The organism is Massilia oculi (assembly GCF_017582745.1).
GTDB classification, from domain to species: domain Bacteria; phylum Pseudomonadota; class Gammaproteobacteria; order Burkholderiales; family Burkholderiaceae_D; genus Telluria; species Telluria oculi_A.
Window position 1 is genome coordinate 47,147 of sequence record NZ_JAFVIM010000024.1, and the last position, 20,543, is coordinate 67,689.

Genomic DNA, 20,543 nt, shown 5'->3' on the forward strand with positions numbered 1-20,543 from the left:
ACCGCCAGCGTGGCCGCTTCGTGCGCGTCGCCAAGCATGGCGGGTTCTTCGCGATGTCGCCCGATGGCCGCCTGTGGCTGGCGGACGGGGGCAGGATGGCGCTGCTGCCAGGAGCACCGGATGGCCGCGTGTTGCCGCCACCGGAAGGGTTCAATCGCACCGAAACACGCCCCGGGGGACTGTTCGACCGGGACGGCACGCTGTGGTCGCTCGGCGCCGACCGTGGACTGCGCCTGCGCTATGGCGCCGGCACGTTGCCGGATACCGCCTTCGACGCCGCACGGGGCGAGGCCGAAGTCGTCGCTTCTCCGCCTTTGTCGGGCGACGATCCTGGGCACATCCTCGAAGACGTTGAAGGCAATGTCTGGGTCGCGACCCAGCATGGCCTGGACCGCTTCCGCGAGCAGCGGGTACATCGCTCGCCCCTGTCGGGGGCTGGCTACTACTTCACCCTGGCGCGCGATACCGATGGCGTGGTCTGGGCCGCCGACCGCACCAATGGCGCCTTGTGGCGCATCGCGCCCGGCCGCGCGCCGCAGGTCGAGCGCGGACAGCATGCGACGATGGTCGCCAACGACCACCGGGGCGCGCTGATGCTGGCCGGTACGCATGGCATCGAGGTGCGCTATCGCGGCACGGTCGAACGGATACCGTTCCCGCAGGGACCGGATGGCAAGCCGGCCGCCTTGCGTCTTGGCGGCATGGGGCACGACGGCAAGGTGTTATGGATGTATTCCTCTCCAACCGGCCTGATGGGTCTGGTCGATGGCAAGTGGCTGCCGCGCAGCGCCTTTCCGCTGCCGCCTAATATCAACGTGTCGTCGGCCGGCGCCAGGCCGGGCCAGCAGTGGCTGGGCCTGACCGACGGTCAACTGGTCTTCTACGACAATGGCGTCAGGCAGGCCTACGATGCGTCCGCGGTGGGCATGGCATCGCGCATCTTCGCCGAAGGCGACGTCACGATCAGCGGCGCGCGCGGCATGGGCGTGCTCAAGGACGGCCGGGTGCAGCTCTTGCGCGCCCAGGATCCGGACGTGCTGCGCAACGTCACCGGCATGCACGTCACGCCCGAGGGCGACCGCTGGCTCAATGGCGCGGGTGGCGCGGTGCACGTGCGCGCCCAGGATTGGCGGCGCAGCATGGTCGACCCCGGCCTGCCGCTGCGCTACCGGCAGTACGGCGTGCAGGACGGCTACACCGGCAAGGCGATGACCGAGATCCGCATGCCCACCGCGATGTCCGATGGTGGAGGGCGGATCTGGCTCGTGACATCGGGCGGCGTGGTCAGTATCGACAACACGCCTTCGTCGCGCAACGGACACGCGCCGCAGGTTGCGATCCTCGGCGCCGAGGCCGGCGGCGTGGCCGTTGCCGCTGCCGGAGCGCTGTCCTTGCCGGCGGGATCGAACGACTTCGGCATCGCGTTCACCGCCCTCGGCCTGCGCCGTCCACACGGCCTGCGCTTCGAGTACCGCCTGGATGGCGTCGACCGCGACTGGCAGGACGCCGGCAACCGGCGCGCCGCCTGGTACACGAACGTGGCGCCGGGCGCCTACCGCTTCCAGGTACGGGCGCGCAACGAGGACGGCGTGGCCAGCGCCAATACCGCGTCCCTCGACCTGGAGATCGCGCCGACCCTGTTCGAAAGCCGTCCATTCCAGCTCGCGTGCGCGCTGGCGGCGCTGGCGCTGGGCTATTCTCTGTACCGCTATCGGGTGCGCCACCTGACGCGGCGCGTGGCCGAGCGCCTGCGGATGCGCACCGCCGAGCGCGAACGCATCGCGCGTACCCTGCACGATTCCTTCCTGCAGACGGTCGAGGCGCTGGCCCTGCGCCTGGATACCGTGGTGCGCGCCATGCCGAATGGAGACCGGGCGCGCACTCGCCTGGAACAGGTGCTGGACGAAGCCGACCAGGCCATCGCCGAGGGTCGCGACCGCTTGCAGGAACTGCGCATGAGCGACAACGTCACTCTGGACTGCGTGATCGACGATGCGCTGCGCAGGCTGCAGGACGACCATCCCGGGGTGGCGGCCGGCTTCGAGGTCGACGGCAGCGCCGTGCGGCTGGCGCCGGCGCTGGCCGAGGAAGTCGCCGAGATCGCGCGCGAGGCGATGCGCAATGCCTTCCGCCACGCAGGCGCCGCGCGCATCGACGTGCGCTTGACGTATGGCCGGCGCCGGCTGGCGCTGGAGGTGGCCGACGACGGCGGCGGCATTGCGGAGGCGGTGCTGCAGGCCGGCAGGCGCGACGGGCACTGGGGCCTGGTCGGGATGCGCGAGCGGGCGGCCCAGATCGGCGGGCAGCTCACCGTGGATAGCAGAGCCGGACGCGGCACGACGGTGCGCCTGACCGTGCCGCTCGCCGCCGGTCAGGCCTAGGCCAGGTCGCGGATCACCAGCCTGGCTTCCAGCCCGCCGTCGGGGTGATTCGCCAGTGCCAGCGTGCCGTCCAGCGTGGCCGCCAGTTGGCGCGCGATCGCCAGGCCCAGCCCGGTGCCGCCGGTATCGCGATTGCGCGAGGCTTCCAGGCGATAGAACGGTTCGAACACCTTCTCCAGCTCTTCCTCGGGAATGCCGGGACCGAAATCGCGCACCAGGATCGCGAGCTCGCCGGCCTCGGCCTGCCCGACACTGACTTCGACCGCGCCCGCATACTTGAGGCCATTGTCGACCAGGTTGCCGAGGATGCGCTTGAGCGCGTGGGGACGGGTCGCCATGGAAGTGCCGGCCTTGCCGCGCAGGTTCACGGCGCGCCCCGCGTCCTGGTAGTCGCCGACCAGGCTGCACAGCATGGCGTCGGCATCGATGCGGCACGGCGCTTCCAGGGTGCCGTGCAGGGTGCGCGCATAGGCCACGCCATCCCTGACCAGCGCTTCCATTTCATGAAGGTCGCGGTTCATCTTGTCGCGCTGGACCGCGTCGTCCAGCATGTCGGCGCGCATGCGCATGCGGGTGATCGGCGTCTGCAAGTCGTGCGAGATCGCGGCCAGGATCTGGGTGCGCTCGCTCATGTAGCCGGCGATGCGCGCCTGCATCGCATTGAAGGCGCGCGCCGCGCGCGTGACCTCCTGGGGACCGGACTCGGGCAACGGCTCGGACTTCAGATCGGGCCCGAGACTGTCGGCGGCGTCGGCCAGCCGGGCCAGGGGACGGGTCGCCAGCCGCACGCCGGCCCAGGTGAAGGCCGCCAGCAGGGCCAGCTGGCCGAGCAGCACGGCGGGCAGCCAGTTCGACACCGGCAAGCCGGCGGGCCGCATGTCGATCGTCAGCGGCGTGCCGTCGCCCAGGATGACGGTCGCCTGCACCCGGTCAGGATGGCCCGGCACGGCCCGCGCGGTGACCCGGTACTGCTTGCCGATGGCATCCATGAAGGCCGCGGCGATGCGGCGCGCATGCGCGGTGTCGGGCAGATGGCCCAGGTCGCCGGGGCCAAGCGAGAAGCTGTAGGTGCGGCGCTCCAGGCGCGGCAGCCAGGCGGCGCGCTCGGCGCTTGGCAGGCGGTCGAGCAGGGCCACCGAGCTGGCGACGTCCTGCTCCAGGTAGCCGAGCATCAGCCCCACCGTGGCTTCGCGCCGCTCGCTCATGATCAGCACATAGGACAGCGCATGCGCCAGCGCCAGGCCGAGCGACAGGATCAGCACCAGGCGCACGAACAGGGTGCGCGGCCAGCGCAGGAAACGGGAGCTCATGGCTGACCGTCCGCCACCTCGACCGCGCACGAGAACACATAGCCTTCGCTGCGCAAGGTCTTGAGGTAGCGCGGCTCGCGCGCATCGTCCTGCAGGCGCTGGCGCAGGCGGCTCACCAGCAGGTCGATCGAGCGGTCGAACAGGTCGGCGTCGCGGCCCTGGGTCAGGTTCAGCAACTGGTCGCGCGACAGCACACGCTGCGGGTGCTCGAGGAACACCCGCAGCAGGCGGTATTCGGCGCCGCTCAGGGCCACCATCGTGCCTTCGGAATCGAGCAGGTGGCGGCCGACGGTATCAAGCCGCCAGTCGCCGAACAGCAGGAACCGGCCCGGTTCCTTGACCTCGAAGTTCGGCGGCAGCATGCGCGCGCGGCGCAGGACCGAGCGGATGCGGGCGAACAGCTCGCGCACGGCGAACGGCTTGGTCAGGTAGTCGTCGGCGCCCATCTCGAGGCCCACCACGCGGTCGGTCTCTTCGTCGCGCGCAGTCAGCATCAGGATCGGCAAGGCGCGCCATTTGCCGGCGCGCAGGTCGCGGCATAGCGTCAGGCCGTCCTCGCCCGGCAGCATCAGGTCGAGGATCACCAGGTCGAACTGGTGCTGTTCCATCAGCGCGCGCATCTGGCGGCCATTGGCGGCGGTGGAAGCGCGCATGCCCTGTTTTTCCAGGTAGCTGGCGAGCAGTTCGCGGATCTCGAGGTCGTCGTCGACGATCAGTATATGGTCGGTATGTTCCATGGTCGGCACCTGGCAGGGAGTCGGTTCAAGAGTAGCAGTGCCGTCTTTATATCTCAACTGCCGCCTGCTTTTGTATGCCAATGTATCTGGGCCCGGGTCGGGTACAGTACATTGCAAGAACGCCCATTCCCGACACATCCGGGATACGCCACGGCGGTCCAATACGGTCATCCCAACAGGAGGACCGTACCATGCCAACTCTCATCGACGCACCACTTGCCCTGCTCGGCGGCGTGCTGACCATCGCCTCGCCCTGCGTGCTCCCCATCCTGCCCATCGTCCTGGGCGGCACCCTGCAAGACCGGACCGAGGGACAGCGCAACACGCGCCCGCTGTTCATCGTGGCCGGCTTCGTCATCTCCTTCGCCGCGCTCGGCATGCTGCTGGCCAGCGCCTCGCAGCACGTCGTGCTGGCCCATGAAACGCTGCGCTACGCGGGCCTGGCCATCCTGGCCGTGCTGGGCGTGGCGATGCTGTGGAAGGCGCCGTATGCGTGGTTGATGAACCACCTGAGCGCCCTGGTGAGCCGCGCCATGCCCGCCGGCGGCGCCGAGCGCGCCGGCAACCTCGGAGGACTGCTGCTGGGGATGTCGCTGGGCGCCGTCTGGACGCCCTGCGCCGGCCCGGTGCTGGCCTCGATCCTGGTGCTGGTGGCCCAGGCCCAGGATCTCGGCCGCTCGGTCGGTCTGCTGCTGCTGTACGCCATCGGCGCCGGCATCCCGATGCTCGTCATCGCCTATGGCGGCCAGTTCGTCCGCACCCGGATCCGCGCCGTGGCGCGCCACGCCGACCGCCTGCAGCAACTGTTCGGCGCGCTGATCCTGGCCACCGCCGCCGCCATCCATTTCCAGTACGACGTCCTGCTGTACGCCCACCTCGCCAACTTCATCTCGTTTTGAAAGGAACCATCATGAAACGCCTGTTCACCCTGCTGCTGGCCGGCGCCACTTTCTTCAATGCCGCCTCGTCCCACGGCGCGCCGATCGCCAAGGTCCAGACCGCCCCCGAATTCACGGGCATCGACAAGTGGCTGGGTTCGCAGCCCCTCACCATGCAGGGCCTGCGCGGCAAGGTCGTGCTGGTCGACTTCTGGACCTACACCTGCATCAACTGCATCCGCACGCTGCCGCATGTGAAGCGCTGGCACGAGAAGTACAAGGACCAGGGCCTGGTCGTGGTCGGCGTGCATACCCCCGAGTACCCGTTCGAACGCTCGACCTCGAACGTGCAGTCCGCGATCAAGCGCTTCGGCATCCCGTATGCGGTGGCCCAGGACAACCGCTACGCCACCTGGGAAGCGTATTCGAACCGGTATTGGCCGGCCGTCTACCTGATCGACAAGCGTGGACGCATCGCCTACACGCACTTCGGCGAAGGCGCCTACCAGGAGACCGAAGCCAGGATCCAGGCCCTGCTGGCCGAAGCGGCGTAAGCCATCATTTTTCAACCCACGAAGGAGAACCACCATGAACAGCATCACCGCACAACCAAAAATCGCACTCGTCTTCGGCGGCTCGCGCGGCATCGGCGCAGGCATCGCCCTGCGCCTGGCGCAAGAGGGCGCCGACGTCGCCCTGACCTATGCCGCGGCCGCGGCCAAGGCCAACGAGGTGGTCGCCGCCATTGAACAGAAGGGCCGCGCAGCCCTGGCGATCCAGGCCGACAGCGGCAATGCCGCCGACCTGCAGTCGGCCGTGCGCCAGGCCGTGGCGCGCTTCGGCCGCATCGACATCGTCGTCGTCGCCGCCGGCATCCTGCACATCGCCGACGTGGCCGAATTCAGCATCGACAACCTCGACCGCATGCTCGACGTGAACGTGCGCGGCGTCTACCTGGCGATCAAGTCGGCGCTGCCGCATATGGGAGAGGGCGGCCGCATCGTCACCATCGGCAGCAACGCCGCCGAGCGCACCAGCCACCCGGGTTCCAGCGTGTACTCGATGACCAAGGGCGCGGTGGCGGTGATGGTCAAGGGCCTGGCGGTCGACCTGGCGCCGCGCGGCATCACCATCAACAACATCCAGCCCGGCCCGATCGCGACCGACATGACGGCCGACATGCTCGAGATGATCACGCCCCTGATCCCGGTGAAGCGCGTCGGCCAGCCGGTCGAGATCGGCGGACTGGTGGCCTACCTGACCGGCCCGGACTCGGGCTATATGACGGGCGCCAGCCTGACCATCGACGGCGGCATGTCGCTGTAATCCGGGGAGAACGCCATGAACGACACCACCAACCTGAAACGCAGGGGTTTCCTGGGCACGGCGGCGCTGGGCATCGCCGCCTTTCAAGCCAGCCTGATGGGCGCCGCGCAGGCGGCGCCTGCCGGCGCCAGTCCAGGCGCCGGCAGCGGGATTTCCCCCGCCAGCAACACCTTCACCGACATCCGTCAGATCCGCGCCGGCGTGCTCGACGTCGGGTATGTCGATGTCGGGCCGCGCACCGGCAAGCCGATCGTGCTGTTCCACGGCTGGCCCTACGACATCCACGCCTTCATCGACGTGGTGCCGATCCTGGTCGCGGCCGGCTACCGCGTGATCGTGCCGCACCTGCGCGGCTACGGCAGCACGCGCTTCCTGTCGCCCGACCTGCTGCGTAACGGCCAGCAGGCCAGTTTCACGGCCGACGCCGTGGCCTTCCTCGACGCACTGAAGATCGAGCAGGCCATCGTCGCCGGTTTCGACTGGGGCGCCCGCATCGCGACTACCCTGGCCGCACTGTGGCCGCAGCGTTTCAACGCGCTGGTCTCGGTCAGCGGTTACCTGATCGGCAGCCAGGAAGGCAATATCCAGCCGCTGGCGCCAAAGGCCGAGCTGCAATGGTGGTACCAGTATTACTTCGCTACGGCGCGCGGCGAACGCGGTTATCGCGAAAACACGCACGCCTTCGCGCGCCTGATCTGGGAGCTGGCGTCGCCCGAGTGGAAGTTCGACGACGCGACCTTCGCCCGCTCCGCCAAGTCGCTGGACAACCCGGACCACGTCGCCATCTCGATCAGCAACTACCGCTGGCGCCTGGGCCTGGCGCCGAGCGAGCCGCAATACGAAGACATCGAGCGGCGCCTGGCGGCATTCCCCGACGTCGCCGTGCCGACCATCACGATGGAGGGCGAGGCCAACGGGGCGCCGCATCCGGACCCGAAGAACTACGCCAAAAAGTTCTTGAAGAAGTACGAACACCGCCACCTCGCCAAGGGTGTCGGCCACAACCTGCCGCAGGAAGCGCCCCGGGACTTCGCCCAGGCCATCCTCGATGTCGCCAAATGGATTTGAGGAGATCGACCATGAACACCAATGCAAACGTGCTTTACACCGGCAAGACCCACACCACCTCGGGTGGGCGCGATGGCGCGGCCCGCAGCGCCGATGGCCGCCTGGACATACAGCTGTCCTCGCCCGGCTCGACAGGTGCGGGCACCAATCCCGAGCAGCTGTTCGCGGCCGGCTGGTCGGCCTGCTTCATCGGCGCGATCAAACTCGCGGCGGGCAAGCGGGACGTGAAGCTGCCGGCCGGGCTGGCGGTCGACGCCGAAGTGGACCTGTGCAATGCCGACGGCGCCTACTTCCTGCAGGCGCGCCTGAACGTGCACCTGCCCGGCGTGGACCAGGACACGGCGCGCGCGCTGGTCGATAGCGCGCACCAGACCTGCCCGTATTCGAAGGCGACGCGCGGCAATATCGACGTCCAGATCAACCTCGCCTGAGAGAGAACATCATGCGACTGCTTTCTACCCTGATCCTCGGCCTCGCGGCCACCCTGTCCCTGCCGGTCTTCGCCGAGAAGGATGTCGGCGGCGCCCGCCCGATCGCCGTGGTGGCGATCGAGAACGAGGCGGCGCCCAAATTGATCGTCGACCAGCCGCTGCCAGGACCGCTGGCGAAAGGCCAGGTCTTCATCGGCTACCGCACCGAGAACATCCGCATCGTGCCGGTATATAACAAGGGCGCCCTCGACGTATCGCCGCGCATCGGCCACCTGCACGTGACGGTGGACGGCGCGCCATGGCATTGGGCCGACGCCAGCAACGAGCCGATCATCCTGGTCGGCCTGCCGCCCGGCCCGCACGAGGTGCTGGTCGAACTGGCCGATCCCACGCATATGGTCATCACGAGCAAGACGGTAGAGTTCGTCGTGCCGGCGGTGGCGGGTGGCCAGCAGGGGCATTGACCATCACTGCACCAGACATTTGTATCCAGAGGTAACCAAATGCATATGCCCGATCAGCCCGGATCGTGCAGTGAATGGCGCGCATCGTACTGACAAGTCCCGGTAGCCGACGGTTAGTCCGCCGGCTGTGTCGAGTTTCGTTACAACCGCTTACGCATGGGCTGTTCATTACAAATACGCATGGGTGTACCTTTCCATTACGCAATTCAATGAGGAATTGCGAACCAGACGAAAAACAGAGGACATCATGAACAAACTGCTCATCACTCTCGCGGCCAGCCTGGTCGCCATCGGTTCCGCACAAGCCCAGAGCCTTTCGGTCGACGGTTCGACGTCGCGCGCCTACGTCGGCGCCAGCGTCTCCGGCGCCAAGAACCAGACGATCGACGACTGGAAGGCCGGCGGCAAGATCTTCGGCGGCTATAACATCGACCAGAACTGGGCGGTCGAGGCCGGCCATACCCGCTTCGGCAGCGAAGACTATCGCGTCACCTCGTTGCCGGGCGCTCCCGAAGCTTTCGTCAAGAGCAACAGCACCTATCTGGCGGCCAAGTACACCGTGCCGGTGAACGGGGCGCTGTCGGCCTACGGCAAGCTGGGCGCCTCGTATAACGAGCGCAAGGGCGGCTTGATGAACGCCAACTGGACCGAACGCGACACTGGCCTGTATGGCGCAATCGGCGTGCAGTACGCCCTGACCCAGAACGTGTCGCTGGTCGGCGAATACGAGCGTTACGGCAAGCAGAAGGATAACGGCGCCAAGGCCGACGTCGTATCGGTCGGCGTGCAGTACGGCTTCTAAGGGGCGCCTGCCAGCCGGCCCGTTCAAGGCCGGCTAAGCTTCACAGCATTGACCCTGCACAAGGGAGAGGGATCCGTCCCGGCTGGCTCAGCAACGGCTTGTGCGCACATGACATGATTGCATTGCAAACATGTCATGGTGCGTACAAGGAATCCGCATGGGCACGCTTCTCCTGCATCTGCAAGAACTGCTGCGCGACCGCCAGCACGCCCGCATCCTGCGGCTGGCGTTTCCGCACGACGACGGCCCGGCTTCCACGCTGCTGGTCAACAAGCTGGACGCCTACGAAGCGCTGTCGCGCGATTTCGCCTATACCGTCGAGCTGCTCTCCGATGACGCCGCGCTCGACCTGAAAACGCTCCAGGGCAAGCTGCTGACGGTGGAACTGGTGCGCCAGGACGGCACGCTGCGCTACTTCAGCGGCTACGTCTTCAGCTTCCGCCTGCTGCGCACCGATGGCGGCGTCGCCTTCTACGAAGCCCGGCTCGGCCCCTGGCTCAAGTATCTGGCCCTGCGCCGCAACTGCCTGCTGTTCCACAACGCGAGCCTGTACGACCAGACGGCCAGCATCTTTCGCGGCTATGGTAATCCCCCCGCAAAAAGAGCGTGTTTAGAAGTAGAATTTTCTACTTAACAGAAAGCTCTACATGAAGACGTCCCGCTTTACCGACAGCCAGATCATCGCCATCCTCAAGCAAGCCGAAGCCGGCAGCCCTGTCCCGGAACTGTGCCGCGAGCACGGCATCAGCAACGCCACGTTCTACAAATGGCGCGCCAAGTACGGCGGCATGGATGCGTCGCTGATGGCACGCATGAAGGAGCTCGAAGACGAGAATCGGCGCTTGAAGAAGATGTATGCCGAGGAACGTCTGAAGGCCGAGATTGTGGCCGAGGCGCTGACAAAAAAGTGGTAGCGCCATCTCAGCGGCGAGAGATGGCGCAGTGGGCCGTGGCACAGCGGTCAGCCACGATTAACCTGGCTTGCCGAGCGTTTGGCATCAGCCAGACCTGCTACCGCTACAAGGCGAAGCTGGACGAAGAGAACAACGTCATCGCCGACTGGCTGGTGCGGCTGACGAACAACCAGCGCAACTGGGGCTTCGGGCTGTGCTTCCTGTACCTGCGCAACGTCAAGGGTTTCAAGTGGAATCATAAGAGGGTCTACAGGATCTACCGCGAACTCGAGCTGAACCTGCGGATCAAGCCGCGCCATCGTCTGGTGCGCGAGAAGCCACTGCCATTGGCCGTGCCGACCGCAATCAACCAAAGCTGGTCGATGGACTTCATGCATGACCAGCTTGCCGACGGCCGCAGCATCCGCCTATTCAACGTCATCGATGACTTCAATCGTGAAGGCTTGGGAATCGAGGTCGACTTCTCGCTGCCATCCGAACGCGTTATCAGATCATTGGACCGGATCATCGAATGGCGCGGCAAACCGGAGGCGATCCGCTGCGACAACGGCCCCGAATATATCAGCGCCATGACGTTGGCTTGGGCCGCCAGGCACGGCATCCGCATCGATTTCATCCAGCCAGGCCAGCCTCAGCAAAACGCCTACGTCGAGCGATACAACAGGACCGTGCGCTACGATTGCTGGCGCACAACCTCTTTGAAACGCTCGACCAAATCCAGGAATTTGCCACCCGCTGGCTGTGGACCTACAATCACGACCGGCCCAATATGGCGCTCGGCGGCATCACACCAAAACAGAAACTTGCCCTTGCCGCTTAACCTCTACTTTTAGCGCGCTCTAAAAATGGGGGGATTACCAAGTCACCGGAAGACTGTGATCTTAAGGACGAGATGGGCGAGCCTCTATATTCTCGCGCACTTGCTGAGCTCGGACCCTTGGGATTCGATGAAGTCTACGGCTTTGAACCAGCTATCGTGCTTGGCGGAAAAATGCGGCTTGAGAATCTAGCGAAGCTCAAACTGGATGTGCATTTGAGATTCTTCGCCAACTAGCTGCGCCGACGATTCCATTTTCTGATATCGACATCGATAAGCTGCTCAGCCCCTAGCAACAGCATTCCCGACGCCGTGCAATGTGAACGCGCGCCAAGCCAGCCGAGCGGCCATCCACTGCCGCAACTGGCTCCGGTTCAACCGTTCGCCGCCTTCAACGGCTCCCGCTCGCCCATCACGACCGACAAATCGACCTGCCCCGCACGCCACGCATGCTCCAGGTTCTGCTCGATCGCATCGATGCTGGCCAGCCTGTCGTCGGCGAAGCCGCGCACGCCATACGCCCGGTTGCGCCCATGCGACTTGGCCAGGTACAGCGCCATATCGACGAGGTTCACCACCCGCTCCCACGCCAGGTTCTGCTCCCCCACCGACAGCGGGAAGGGCGCGTAACCGATCGAGACATTCACGCTCAGCGCCATGCCGCCATGGTCGACGACGGTCGCGCCGATGCCGGCCAGGATGCGCTCGGCCACCTCGTCCAAACCTGACTTGCCGGCCGGCGCCGTCGGCAGGTAGGCCAGGAATTCCTCGCCGCCCCAGCGCACGATCATGTCGGTCTCGCGCAGGATCTCGCACAGGCGCGCCGCGATCGTGGTCAGCACCGCGTCGCCGGCCGCGTGGCCATAGGTATCGTTGATGTTCTTGAAGTGGTCGACGTCGAGCAGGAACAAGGCGCCGCCGTTGGCTTGCTGCTCCGCCGCCGGCAGCGCGCGCATGTATTCCAAGAAGTGGCGACGGTTGTACAGCCCCGTCAGCGGATCGCGCACGCTCTGCTGCTTGAGTTCGCGGTTCTTTTCGTGCAGCTGGGCGTTGGCGTGGCGCACCTTGCGGTACAACAGGCCCACCACGGTCGCCGCCAGCGCGAACACCGCGACCAGCAGCCACCATACGCGCTGCTGCAGGCGGCGGTTGTCGATCTCGGTCGACTTGATCAGGTTTTCGCTGCGCAGCAGCTCGATCTGGCGCTGCTTCTTGTCGCCCTCGTACTTTTCCTGCAGGTCGAGCATCGCCTGCTGGCGGCGCCGCTCGAACAGCTCGTTCGAGATCTTGCGCTCGCGGTGATAGGCCTGCAGCGCGCCGGGCAGGTCGCCGACGCGCTCAAGCGCGAGGCCGTATTCGACCAGGGCGTTCTGCAGTTCCGGCTTGTCGCCGATTTCTTCGTAGCCGGCCACGCCCAGCTCGATCTGGCGCTTGCCATCGGCCAGGCGGCCGGTGCCCAGATAGGCCTGGCCCAGGTTCAGGTGCGCGGTCGCATCGAGTTTGCGGTCGTTCAGCGGACGCGCCGCCGCCACCGCCTGTTCGGCGTAGCCCGCCGCATGCTTGAAGTCGCCGGTTTTGAGATAGAAGTCCGACAGGTTAATCAGCGACACCGCGACCCGCTTGGTGGCGCCGATCGAGCGTTCCAGCGCCAGCCCTTCCTTCAACGCGCGCAGTGCGCGTTCACGTTGGCCGGTGTCTATCGCCAGCCAGTACTCGGCGTTCCTGATGGTCGCCATGCGGCCCGGCGAATTCGCCTTGCGGGCGGCGGCGAGCGCCTCGTCCAGCAGGCCGAAGCCTTTTTCGGGTTCGCGCATCTGGGAGTAGAGGCGCACCAGCGAATTGAGCGCCATGACCACGTGCACCGGCTCGCCCTGCTTGCGCGCCAACGTGGCCGCCGACTGCAGGCGCTCGAGGGCGCGTGGCAGATTGCCTTCTTCGGCATGCGATTCGCCCGACGAAATTATCGCGCGTACGCGCAGGTCGATGTCGTCGGTGGTATTGGCCAGCTTTTCCGCTTCCCAGACCAGGCGGTGCGCTTCGCTCGGACGATGTTGGGCAAAGGCCGAATACCCTTGCATCAGGAGGCCCTTGGCGAGCGCGCCGGCATGATCATATTCACGGCCCAGGGCGATCAGCTCGTTGGCGAGCGTGAAGGACTGCCCATGGTGGCCGAGGCCGTGGCGCGCCATGGCAAGCTGGTTCAGGAACTCGATGCGTTGCGCCAGTGGCGCGTTGCGGGCTTGTGCTTCGAGCGCTTCCAGCTGCGGCAGTGCGCGCTCGGGCACGAAGCGGTTCAGTTCGCGGATCTCTGCAATGCGTTGGTCCAGCGGCAGGGCGCCACTGGCGAACGCCATGGACGACGCCGCGCACAATGCCAGGGCAAGCGCGTGGGAGCGGGAACGCGCGAATGCGCAATGCAGGACAGCGAACATGCCGTTTCTCGTCGCACCGGTCGATCCGGCGGAAGTTGTTTGGACCATTATATGGCTGTTGCAAAGCAGAAATTTCACTTTCTCTTTAAATGTCACAAAAAAGACACAGGAGATTCGAGGGTATTGGCGCGGCGACAGGGCGCGCGGCCCGGGAAGCCCGCCAATCCAAGCAAACTTGAGCAAATCACATGTTTAGTGCGACAACGAAATGTCGCCAATCCGATGTAGCCAACAGCAAAAATCACGCACCAAAATGTTGCGCCAACGGTGCGATCCCGATCCGCGCTGGCTCCTATACTGGGCCCACGATCGGCAACGAGGAGAACGCGATGTGGAGGTCACCCTGGGCCAGGTGGGGCGCGACGCTGGGCTTCGCGCTGGGCGGTTTTTTTGATGGCATCCTGCTGCACCAGATCCTGCAGTGGCACCATCTCCTGAGCCTCGTGTCCGGCATCGACGACCTGCGCCTGCAGGTGCTATGGGATGGTTATTTTCACCTGTTGATGTACGTGATCGCCCTGGCCGGCCTGGTCGGGCTGTGGCGCGCGCAGCGGCGCGGCGGAGGCGATTGGGGGCGGCCGCTGGCGGGCGCGATGCTGGTCGGTTTTGGCATCTGGCACACGGTCGACGCGCTGTTGTCGCACTGGCTGCTCGGCATCCACCGCATCCGCATCGACAGCCCGAATCCGCTGTTGTGGGACTTGCTGTGGCTGGCCGTGTTCGGCATCGTGCCGTTGGTGCTCGGCTGGCGCTGGCTGCGCCGCCAGGGCGGAAGTGGCGGGGGGATGCGTAACGCCACCGCGGCGATGGCCCTGCTGGCCGCCGGCACGGCCGGCGCCGGCGCCTGGGCGCTGACGCCGCCGCCGGGGCAAGCCCTGACCACCGTCGTGTTCCACCCCGGCGCCGGCCCGCGCGAAGTGTTCGCGGCGCTCGACGCGGTCGACGGCCGCCTCGTATGGAGCGACCGCGCGATGGGCGTGGTGGTGATGGCGGTGCCGGAAGCGCGCCGCTGGGACCTGTACCGGCACGGCGCGCTGCTGGTAAGCGGCAGCGGCGCGCCGGCCGGATGTTTCAACTGGAGCCGAATCTAGACTGCGATCTGCTGCAACAGATACAGCCGCTGATACAAGCCTCCCTCGATCCGCATCAGTTCCTCGTGCGGCCCGGCCTCGGTAATCTTGCCGTGGTTGAGCACGATGATGCGGTCGGCCTCGCGGATGGTCGACAGGCGGTGCGCGATGGCGATGATGGTCACCTTGCCGCGCAATTCTTCCAGCGCCTCCTGCACGATCTGCTCGGTGGCGCTGTCGATGCGCGAGGTCGCCTCGTCCAGCAGCAGGATGCGCGGCTCGCCCGCCAGCGCGCGCGCGATCGCGATCAGCTGCTTCTGGCCCGATGACAAACGCGAGCCGCCTTCGCCCAGCTGGGTCTCGTAGCCGTCTTCCAGCGCGGCGATGAAATCGTGGGCGTGCGCTGCGCGCGCCGCGGCCTGCAGGCGCTCGAGCGGCAGGCCGCGGCCCATGTCGATATTCTCGCGCGCCGTGGCGGCCAGGATGAACGGGTCTTGCGGCACCAGGCCGACCTCGTTGCGGAAACGCTCGTTGCCGATGCCGGCCAGCGGCAGGCCGCCGATCTCGATGGTGCCCTTGTCGGCCACGTAGTAGCGCAGCAGCAGCGACAGCAGGGTCGACTTGCCGCTGCCGGTGTGCCCCACGATGCCAAAGAAGGCGCCCTGCGGCACGTCGAGCGACAGGTCGTGCAGCACCGGCTGGCCCGGCACGTAGGCGAATTCCACGTTACGCACCCGCACCGCCGGCGCGGTCGCCGAGAAGGCGCTTTCATCGTGGGCGCGCTTGGGATCGTGTTCCGGCGCGCCCGCTTCATCGAGCAGCGTGTTCACGCGCGCCGCCGCCACCACCGCCTGCTGCAGGCCGCTGAACTGCATCGTGATCTGGATGAGGGGTTCCACCACGCGCGCGATATAGCTGACGAAGGCGTACAGCACGCCCACCTCGACCGCGCCGACCTCGCGCTGGCCGAAGGCGAAGATCACCAGCGCCAGCAGGGCGACATTGAGCAGGTCGAGCGCGGGCCGCAGCAGGAAGGCGTTGGCGCGCAGCTCGGCCACGCGCGCCGTGTAGTGGTTGCGGTTGGTGCCCAGGAAGCGCTCGCCGAAACGCACTTCGGCATTGCTGGCCTGCAGCACGCTCATGCCGCCGATCGACTCGGCCATCTGGGCATTGATGTCGCTGCGCAGGGCCCTGGCGCGCGTGACCGCCGGCGCCGACAGGCGCTGGTAGAGCCAGACGATGCCCACCACTGCCGGCACCAGCGTCAGCACGATCAGCATCAGGCGCCAGTCGAGCCAGGCCATCGCGATCATGGTGCCGATCAGGACGATCGAGTTGTCGAGCATGACGTACAGGACCTGGATGTACAGGGTCTTGACCGCCTCGGTGTCGTTGGTCACGCGGCTGACCAGCTGGCCGGTGATGGCGCGGTCGAAGAAGGCCATCGGCAGGCGCAGCACGTGGCCATAGACCCATTCGCGCAGGCGCTGCACCGAGCGCATCGCCAGGCCCGACAGGCGGATCAGCTGCAGGTAGCGCACCCAGCTCGCGATCCAGCCGGTGACGACCAGGCCGCCCAGCAGCAACACCATGCGCGGCCAGTCGAGGTCGCGCGGCAGCAGGTGGTCGTCGATCAGGGCCTTGCCCAGCAGCGGGCCCAGGACTTCGAAGGCGGCGGCCAGGATCAGCCACAGGGTGGCCACGACCAGGTGGCGCGTCTCGGGCGCGGCGGCGCGGCGCAGCAGGCGCGTGGCGAGCTTCGCCTGGTTGCGCAATTCGCCGCGTTCGATGGACTTGTCTGGGCTTGCATCAGATTGCATCGAGGCTGGCCTCCAGTTGTTGGTAGCGCCACTGGCTGGCATACCAGCCATCCAGCGCGAGCAGTTGATCGTGGGTGCCCGCTTCGACCACGCGGCCGGCCTTGAGCACGACGATATGGTCGGCCGCGACCACCGCCGACAGCCTGTGGCTGGCGATGATGGCGGCGCGTCCTGGCTGCGCCTGGCGCAGCTCGGCCAGGTGTTCGAGGATGCGGGTCTCGGTGCCGGTATCGACCGCCGACAGGGCGTCGTCCAGCAGCAGCAACGAGCTGTCGGCCAGCAGCGAGCGCGCGATCGCGACCCGCTGGCGCTGGCCGCCCGACAGCGTGATGCCTTTCTCGCCGACCGGGGTGTCGTAGCCGTGCGGGAAGCGCAGGATGTCGTCGTGGATGTCGGCCATCTGCGCCGCCGCGATCACCTCGGCGCGCGAGGCGCCGGGCCGCGCCAGCGCGATGTTCTCGGCGATCGAGGCCGAGAACAGGAAGGATTCCTGCGGCACCCAGCTGGTCGCGCTGCGCAAGGCCGACAGGCGATAGGCCTCGAGTGGATGGCTGGCCCATTCGGCGCGGCCGGCCTGCGGCGTGGCCTGGCGCAGCAGCACCCGCAGCAGGGTCGACTTGCCGGAACCGGTCGGGCCGACCAGGCCCAGGGTCTGGCCCGGCTCGAGCCGCAGCGACACGCCGTCGAGCGCCGGCTGCCGCAGATCGGCCTGCGCCCCACCATAGGCGAAGGTGACCTTGTCCAGCACCAGCGCGCCCTGGCCGACCTGTTCGATGACGCCCGTGTCCTCGACCGAGAGCGGGGCGTCGAGCAGCGGTTGCAGGCGCGCCAGGCCGGCGCGGCCGCGTTCGATCAGGGTCAGCACCCAGCCGGCCGCGAACATCGGCCAGATAAGCTGGCCCAGGTACATCGTGAAGCTGGTCAGGGCGCCCACCGTGAGCTCGTTTTGCCACACCAGGTAGCCGCCCAGGCCGAGTGTGAGGCCGGTGGCGGCGGTGAGCGTGAGGCCGACCGCCGGCTCGTAGGCGGCTTCCCATTTTTGCGCCGTCAGGCTGGCTTGCGCGGCCTTGCCGGCCAGCTCGCCGAACTGGTTCGCGCTGCGCCCTTCCAGGCCCAGGGCGCGCAGGGTGCGCACGCCGGACAGCGATTCCTGCACGTGGTCGTTGAGGGCCGAGAAGCGCTTGAGGGCATCGCCTTCGGCGGTGTGGATATGGGTCGAGATGTACCAGAACGCGAGACCCATCAGCGGGAACGGCAGCAGCGCGACCAGGGCCAGGCGCCAGTCGACGCCCAGCATCATGATCCCCAGCACCATCACAAGGGTCAGCGTGCCGTCGAAGGCGGCCAGCAAGGCTTCGCCGGCCGCCATCTCGATGGCGTCGATGTCGTTGGTGGCCAGCGCCATCAGGTCGCCGGTGCGCTGGCGCTGGTAGAAGGCCGGGCCTTGCGCCGCCAGGCGCGCATACAGGCGGGTGCGCAGTTCGACGCCCAGGTTGTAGGCGGCCGAGTACAGCCGGATGCGCCAGCAGACCCGCAGCACGTAGATCGCCACGCCCAGCGCGACCAGTTCGGCGATCCCGAGCAGCAGGTCGTGCTGGCCGAGGCGGTTGGCGGCGAGGGCGTCGACCATGGCGCCGACCTTGCGCGGGATGAGGACGGTGCAGATCGCGACGCCGATCAGCATGGCGGCCGACGAGGCATAGGATTGCCAATGCCGGCGCACGAAGCCGCCGATCAGCCTGGACAAACTCATTCGAAATCCTTGGAAATGCGCCCGAAAAAAAAGCGGGCCAGAGCCCGCTAGTGTAGTCGTTTTGCCTATCCGGCGCTTTTCATGTGCTCACTTTCGACGCTTGGGCGGGGTGTCGATGCGGGTGACGGTGGCCGAATCCTTGTCCTCGACCGGGGCCGCCATCGGATGCGGCGCGGTGGCCGCTTTCGGGGCGCCCTTGCCGGCGGCCTTGGCGATCGGCTTGGGCTTGGCGACCGGCGCCGGATCGTCGCCGATCGTGGCCTGGATCTCGTCCGCGCTCACGATCGCCGGTTCTTCCTGGACGACGACCGGCTCGGCCGGCGCTTGCGCCTGCACGACCGGCGCCGCCGCAGCCTGGACAGCCTCGGTGACCTTGGCGCCGGTGTCGGCGACAGCGTCGATCGTGGCCGTCGTCGCGGCAGCGGCGGCGGTCGCGGCCTGCTCGAGCGGTGCAGAAGCGGGAGCGGCCAGCGTCAGCGGCGCGCCCGGCGCCTCGGGCGCGATCGTGCGCAAGGCGACCGGTTGGGCATTGGCGGTGATGTTGAACAGTTCGCGGCCGTAGTTGAACAGGCTGCGCACCTGTTCTTCGGCGTGGGTGCGCAGCACCAGCAGGTCGCGCGGCTGGGTCGCCTCGATCAGCTGGCGCAGGGTGTGCGACGAGCGCTCGACCGAATCGCGCGAGGCCGACAGGTTGAGCGACATGATGCGGCTGGCGTTGTCCAGCGTCTGCGTGGCGAAGGTATTAAAGAAGCGAAACTGTGCATCCAACTGGGCGCTCAGTTGCCTGGTAGATGCTGCGGACAATTGCTCGGGAAGTGAAGTCATTGGATTTCCTATCGGTCAAGTATGGCGCGCTGCAATATCGGCCAGTGTACCCACGATTTCAGGGTGTTGCAACGCACAAAGGTAGCTTATTTATCAAGGGTAATATTGCATCGCAGCATTGTTTGATTTTTCTCAAAGACCATGTTCCTGAATTGCTACAATTTGCCGATCAATAGGAGTTGAAAATGGACCTCGTGATTCGCAATGCGACGCTGCCCGACGGCCGGCAAGGCATCGACATCGGCATCGCCGACGGACGCATCGCCGCCCTCGAACCGTGGCTGCCTGCCCGTGGCGCGCGCGAGATCGACGCCGCCGGCGACCTGGTCAGCCCACCCTTTGTCGACGCCCATTTCCACATGGATGCGGTGCTCAGCTACGGCTTGCCGCGCGTGAACCGCAGCGGCACCTTGCTTGAAGGTATTGCGTTGTGGGGCGAGCTGAAGCCGGCGCTGACCCAGGACGCCCTGGTCGAGCGCGCGCTGCGCTATTGCGACTGGGCGGTGGCGCGCGGCCTGCTGGCGATCCGCAGCCACGTCGACGTCTGCGACGACCGCCTGCTGGCGGTGGAAGCCCTGCTGGAAGTCAAGCGCCGGGTGGCGCCGTATCTCGACCTGCAGCTGGTCGCGTTTCCGCAGGATGGCCTGCTGCGCAGCCCGACCGCCTTCGACAACCTGAAGCGCGCGATCGGCATGGGCGTGGACGTGGTCGGCGGCATCCCCCATTTCGAGCGCACCATGGCGCAAGGCGCCGAGTCGGTGCGACTGCTGTGCGAGTTCGCGGCCGAACGCGGCCTGCGCGTGGACATGCACTGCGACGAGAGCGACGACCCGCTGTCGCGCCATATCGAGACGCTGGCGCACGAGACCCAGCGCCTCGGCCTGCAAGGCAGGGTGGCCGGCTCGCACCTGACCTCGATGCATTCGATGGACAATTATTACGTGAGCAAGCTGTTGCCGCTGATCGCGGAAAGCGGGGTGGCGGCGATCGCGAACCCGCTGATCAACATCACGCTGCAGGGCCGCCACGACACCTATCCCAAGCGGCGCGGCATGACCCGCGTGCCCGAGCTCATGGCGGCCGGCGTCGACGTCGCCTTCGGCCACGACTGCGTGCTCGATCCCTGGTACGGCATGGGCTCGGGCGACATGCTCGAGGTGGCGCACATGGGCCTGCACGTGGCGCAGATGACGGGGCTGGAGGCGATGCAGGCCTGTTTCGAGGCGATCACCGCGACGCCGGCGCGCATCCTCGGGCTCGAAGGTTATGGCCTGGCGCCGGGCAGCCATGCCGACCTGGTGATACTCGATGCAAGCTCGCCGGTCGAGGCGATCCGCCTGCGCGCGGCGCGCCGGTTCGTGCTGCGGCGCGGCCGGGTGGTGGCCGAGGCGCCGGCCGCCGCCAGCCGCCTCTATCTCGATGGGCGGCCCGATGGCGTCGACTTCCGGCTGCCTCAGGGCAACAAGCCGGCAAACCAGGACGCTCCGTGATTATTTGTGAGTTTTCAGGCAAAAT

General features: G+C 66.8%; 18 protein-coding genes and 1 pseudogene. 13 read left to right on the forward strand and 6 right to left on the reverse strand.

Annotated features, from left to right (window positions below; translation table 11 throughout):
* The first annotated feature begins 20 nt into the window (after positions 1-20).
* Positions 21-2,381, forward strand: a complete 2,361-nt coding sequence (locus J3U95_RS28785; protein WP_208280917.1) for an ATP-binding protein — start codon at positions 21-23, stop codon at positions 2,379-2,381.
* On the opposite strand, the gene J3U95_RS22775 is transcribed toward J3U95_RS28785, so the two are convergent.
* Both J3U95_RS22775 and J3U95_RS22780 read right to left on the reverse strand, forming a co-directional pair.
* Positions 2,378-3,691, reverse strand: a complete 1,314-nt coding sequence (locus J3U95_RS22775; RefSeq protein ID WP_208280918.1) for an ATP-binding protein — start codon at positions 3,689-3,691, stop codon at positions 2,378-2,380. The two genes, J3U95_RS28785 and J3U95_RS22775, sit on opposite strands and share 4 nt — an antisense overlap.
* On the reverse strand, positions 3,688-4,428 hold the full coding sequence (locus tag J3U95_RS22780) for a response regulator (protein ID WP_208280919.1): 741 nt from the start codon (positions 4,426-4,428) through the stop codon (positions 3,688-3,690). Before J3U95_RS22780 ends, J3U95_RS22775 begins: the two co-directional genes overlap by 4 nt.
* 191 nt (positions 4,429-4,619) lie before the next feature.
* On the opposite strand from J3U95_RS22780, the gene J3U95_RS22785 reads away from it, so the two are divergent.
* From J3U95_RS22785 to J3U95_RS22830, 10 genes and pseudogenes are all read left to right on the forward strand, one after another.
* A complete protein-coding gene (locus J3U95_RS22785) occupies positions 4,620-5,327 on the forward strand; it encodes a cytochrome c biogenesis CcdA family protein (RefSeq protein ID WP_208280921.1) in 708 nt (235 codons plus the stop codon).
* 11 nt (positions 5,328-5,338) lie between these two features.
* Complete coding sequence (locus tag J3U95_RS22790) at positions 5,339-5,860, forward strand: thioredoxin family protein (protein WP_208280922.1); 522 nt, start codon at positions 5,339-5,341, stop codon at positions 5,858-5,860.
* Positions 5,861-5,894: 34 nt separating this feature from the next.
* Positions 5,895-6,632 (forward strand): SDR family oxidoreductase, encoded by a 738-nt coding sequence (locus J3U95_RS22795; RefSeq protein ID WP_208280923.1) that lies wholly within the window; start codon positions 5,895-5,897, stop codon positions 6,630-6,632.
* A 15-nt stretch (positions 6,633-6,647) separates the two neighbouring features.
* The gene (locus tag J3U95_RS22800) at positions 6,648-7,700 is read left to right on the forward strand and encodes an alpha/beta fold hydrolase (RefSeq protein ID WP_208280924.1); all 1,053 of its coding nucleotides are present in this window, start codon (positions 6,648-6,650) and stop codon (positions 7,698-7,700) included.
* 11 nt (positions 7,701-7,711) lie between these two features.
* Complete coding sequence (locus J3U95_RS22805; RefSeq protein WP_208280925.1) at positions 7,712-8,131, forward strand: organic hydroperoxide resistance protein; 420 nt, start codon at positions 7,712-7,714, stop codon at positions 8,129-8,131.
* A gap of 11 nt (positions 8,132-8,142) precedes the next feature.
* Positions 8,143-8,595, forward strand: coding sequence for a DUF6130 family protein (locus tag J3U95_RS22810; RefSeq protein WP_208280926.1), 453 nt, complete (start codon positions 8,143-8,145; stop codon positions 8,593-8,595).
* A 247-nt stretch (positions 8,596-8,842) separates the two neighbouring features.
* On the forward strand, positions 8,843-9,397 hold the full coding sequence (locus J3U95_RS22815; RefSeq protein WP_208280928.1) for a porin family protein: 555 nt from the start codon (positions 8,843-8,845) through the stop codon (positions 9,395-9,397).
* Positions 9,398-9,554: 157 nt separating this feature from the next.
* Positions 9,555-10,031, forward strand: a complete 477-nt coding sequence (locus J3U95_RS22820) for a contractile injection system protein, VgrG/Pvc8 family (RefSeq protein ID WP_208280929.1) — start codon at positions 9,555-9,557, stop codon at positions 10,029-10,031.
* A 13-nt stretch (positions 10,032-10,044) separates the two neighbouring features.
* A pseudogene (locus J3U95_RS28890) lies at positions 10,045-11,131 on the forward strand (IS3 family transposase).
* Between the two features lie 72 nt (positions 11,132-11,203).
* Positions 11,204-11,365, forward strand: a complete 162-nt coding sequence (locus J3U95_RS22830; protein ID WP_229520035.1) for a T6SS immunity protein Tdi1 domain-containing protein — start codon at positions 11,204-11,206, stop codon at positions 11,363-11,365.
* A gap of 137 nt (positions 11,366-11,502) precedes the next feature.
* On the opposite strand, the gene J3U95_RS22835 is transcribed toward J3U95_RS22830, so the two are convergent.
* Entirely contained in the window at positions 11,503-13,482 is a 1,980-nt protein-coding gene (locus J3U95_RS22835) for a sensor domain-containing diguanylate cyclase (protein WP_229520036.1), read from the reverse strand.
* 407 nt (positions 13,483-13,889) lie between these two features.
* Between J3U95_RS22835 and J3U95_RS22840 the strand changes: the two genes are divergently transcribed.
* A complete protein-coding gene (locus J3U95_RS22840; RefSeq protein ID WP_208280932.1) occupies positions 13,890-14,651 on the forward strand; it encodes a DUF2243 domain-containing protein in 762 nt (253 codons plus the stop codon).
* Here J3U95_RS22840 and J3U95_RS22845 read toward each other — a convergent pair.
* The 3 genes from J3U95_RS22845 to J3U95_RS22855 form a co-directional block, all read right to left on the reverse strand.
* Positions 14,648-16,450, reverse strand: coding sequence for an ABC transporter ATP-binding protein (locus J3U95_RS22845; RefSeq protein ID WP_208280933.1), 1,803 nt, complete (start codon positions 16,448-16,450; stop codon positions 14,648-14,650). The two genes, J3U95_RS22840 and J3U95_RS22845, sit on opposite strands and share 4 nt — an antisense overlap.
* Positions 16,440-18,203, reverse strand: coding sequence for an ABC transporter ATP-binding protein (locus J3U95_RS22850; RefSeq protein ID WP_208280934.1), 1,764 nt, complete (start codon positions 18,201-18,203; stop codon positions 16,440-16,442). Before J3U95_RS22850 ends, J3U95_RS22845 begins: the two co-directional genes overlap by 11 nt.
* A gap of 87 nt (positions 18,204-18,290) precedes the next feature.
* Positions 18,291-19,028 (reverse strand): phasin family protein, encoded by a 738-nt coding sequence (locus J3U95_RS22855; RefSeq protein WP_208280935.1) that lies wholly within the window; start codon positions 19,026-19,028, stop codon positions 18,291-18,293.
* A gap of 185 nt (positions 19,029-19,213) precedes the next feature.
* On the opposite strand from J3U95_RS22855, the gene J3U95_RS22860 reads away from it, so the two are divergent.
* Positions 19,214-20,518, forward strand: a complete 1,305-nt coding sequence (locus tag J3U95_RS22860; protein WP_208280936.1) for an amidohydrolase family protein — start codon at positions 19,214-19,216, stop codon at positions 20,516-20,518.
* Positions 20,519-20,543: the final 25 nt, after the last annotated feature.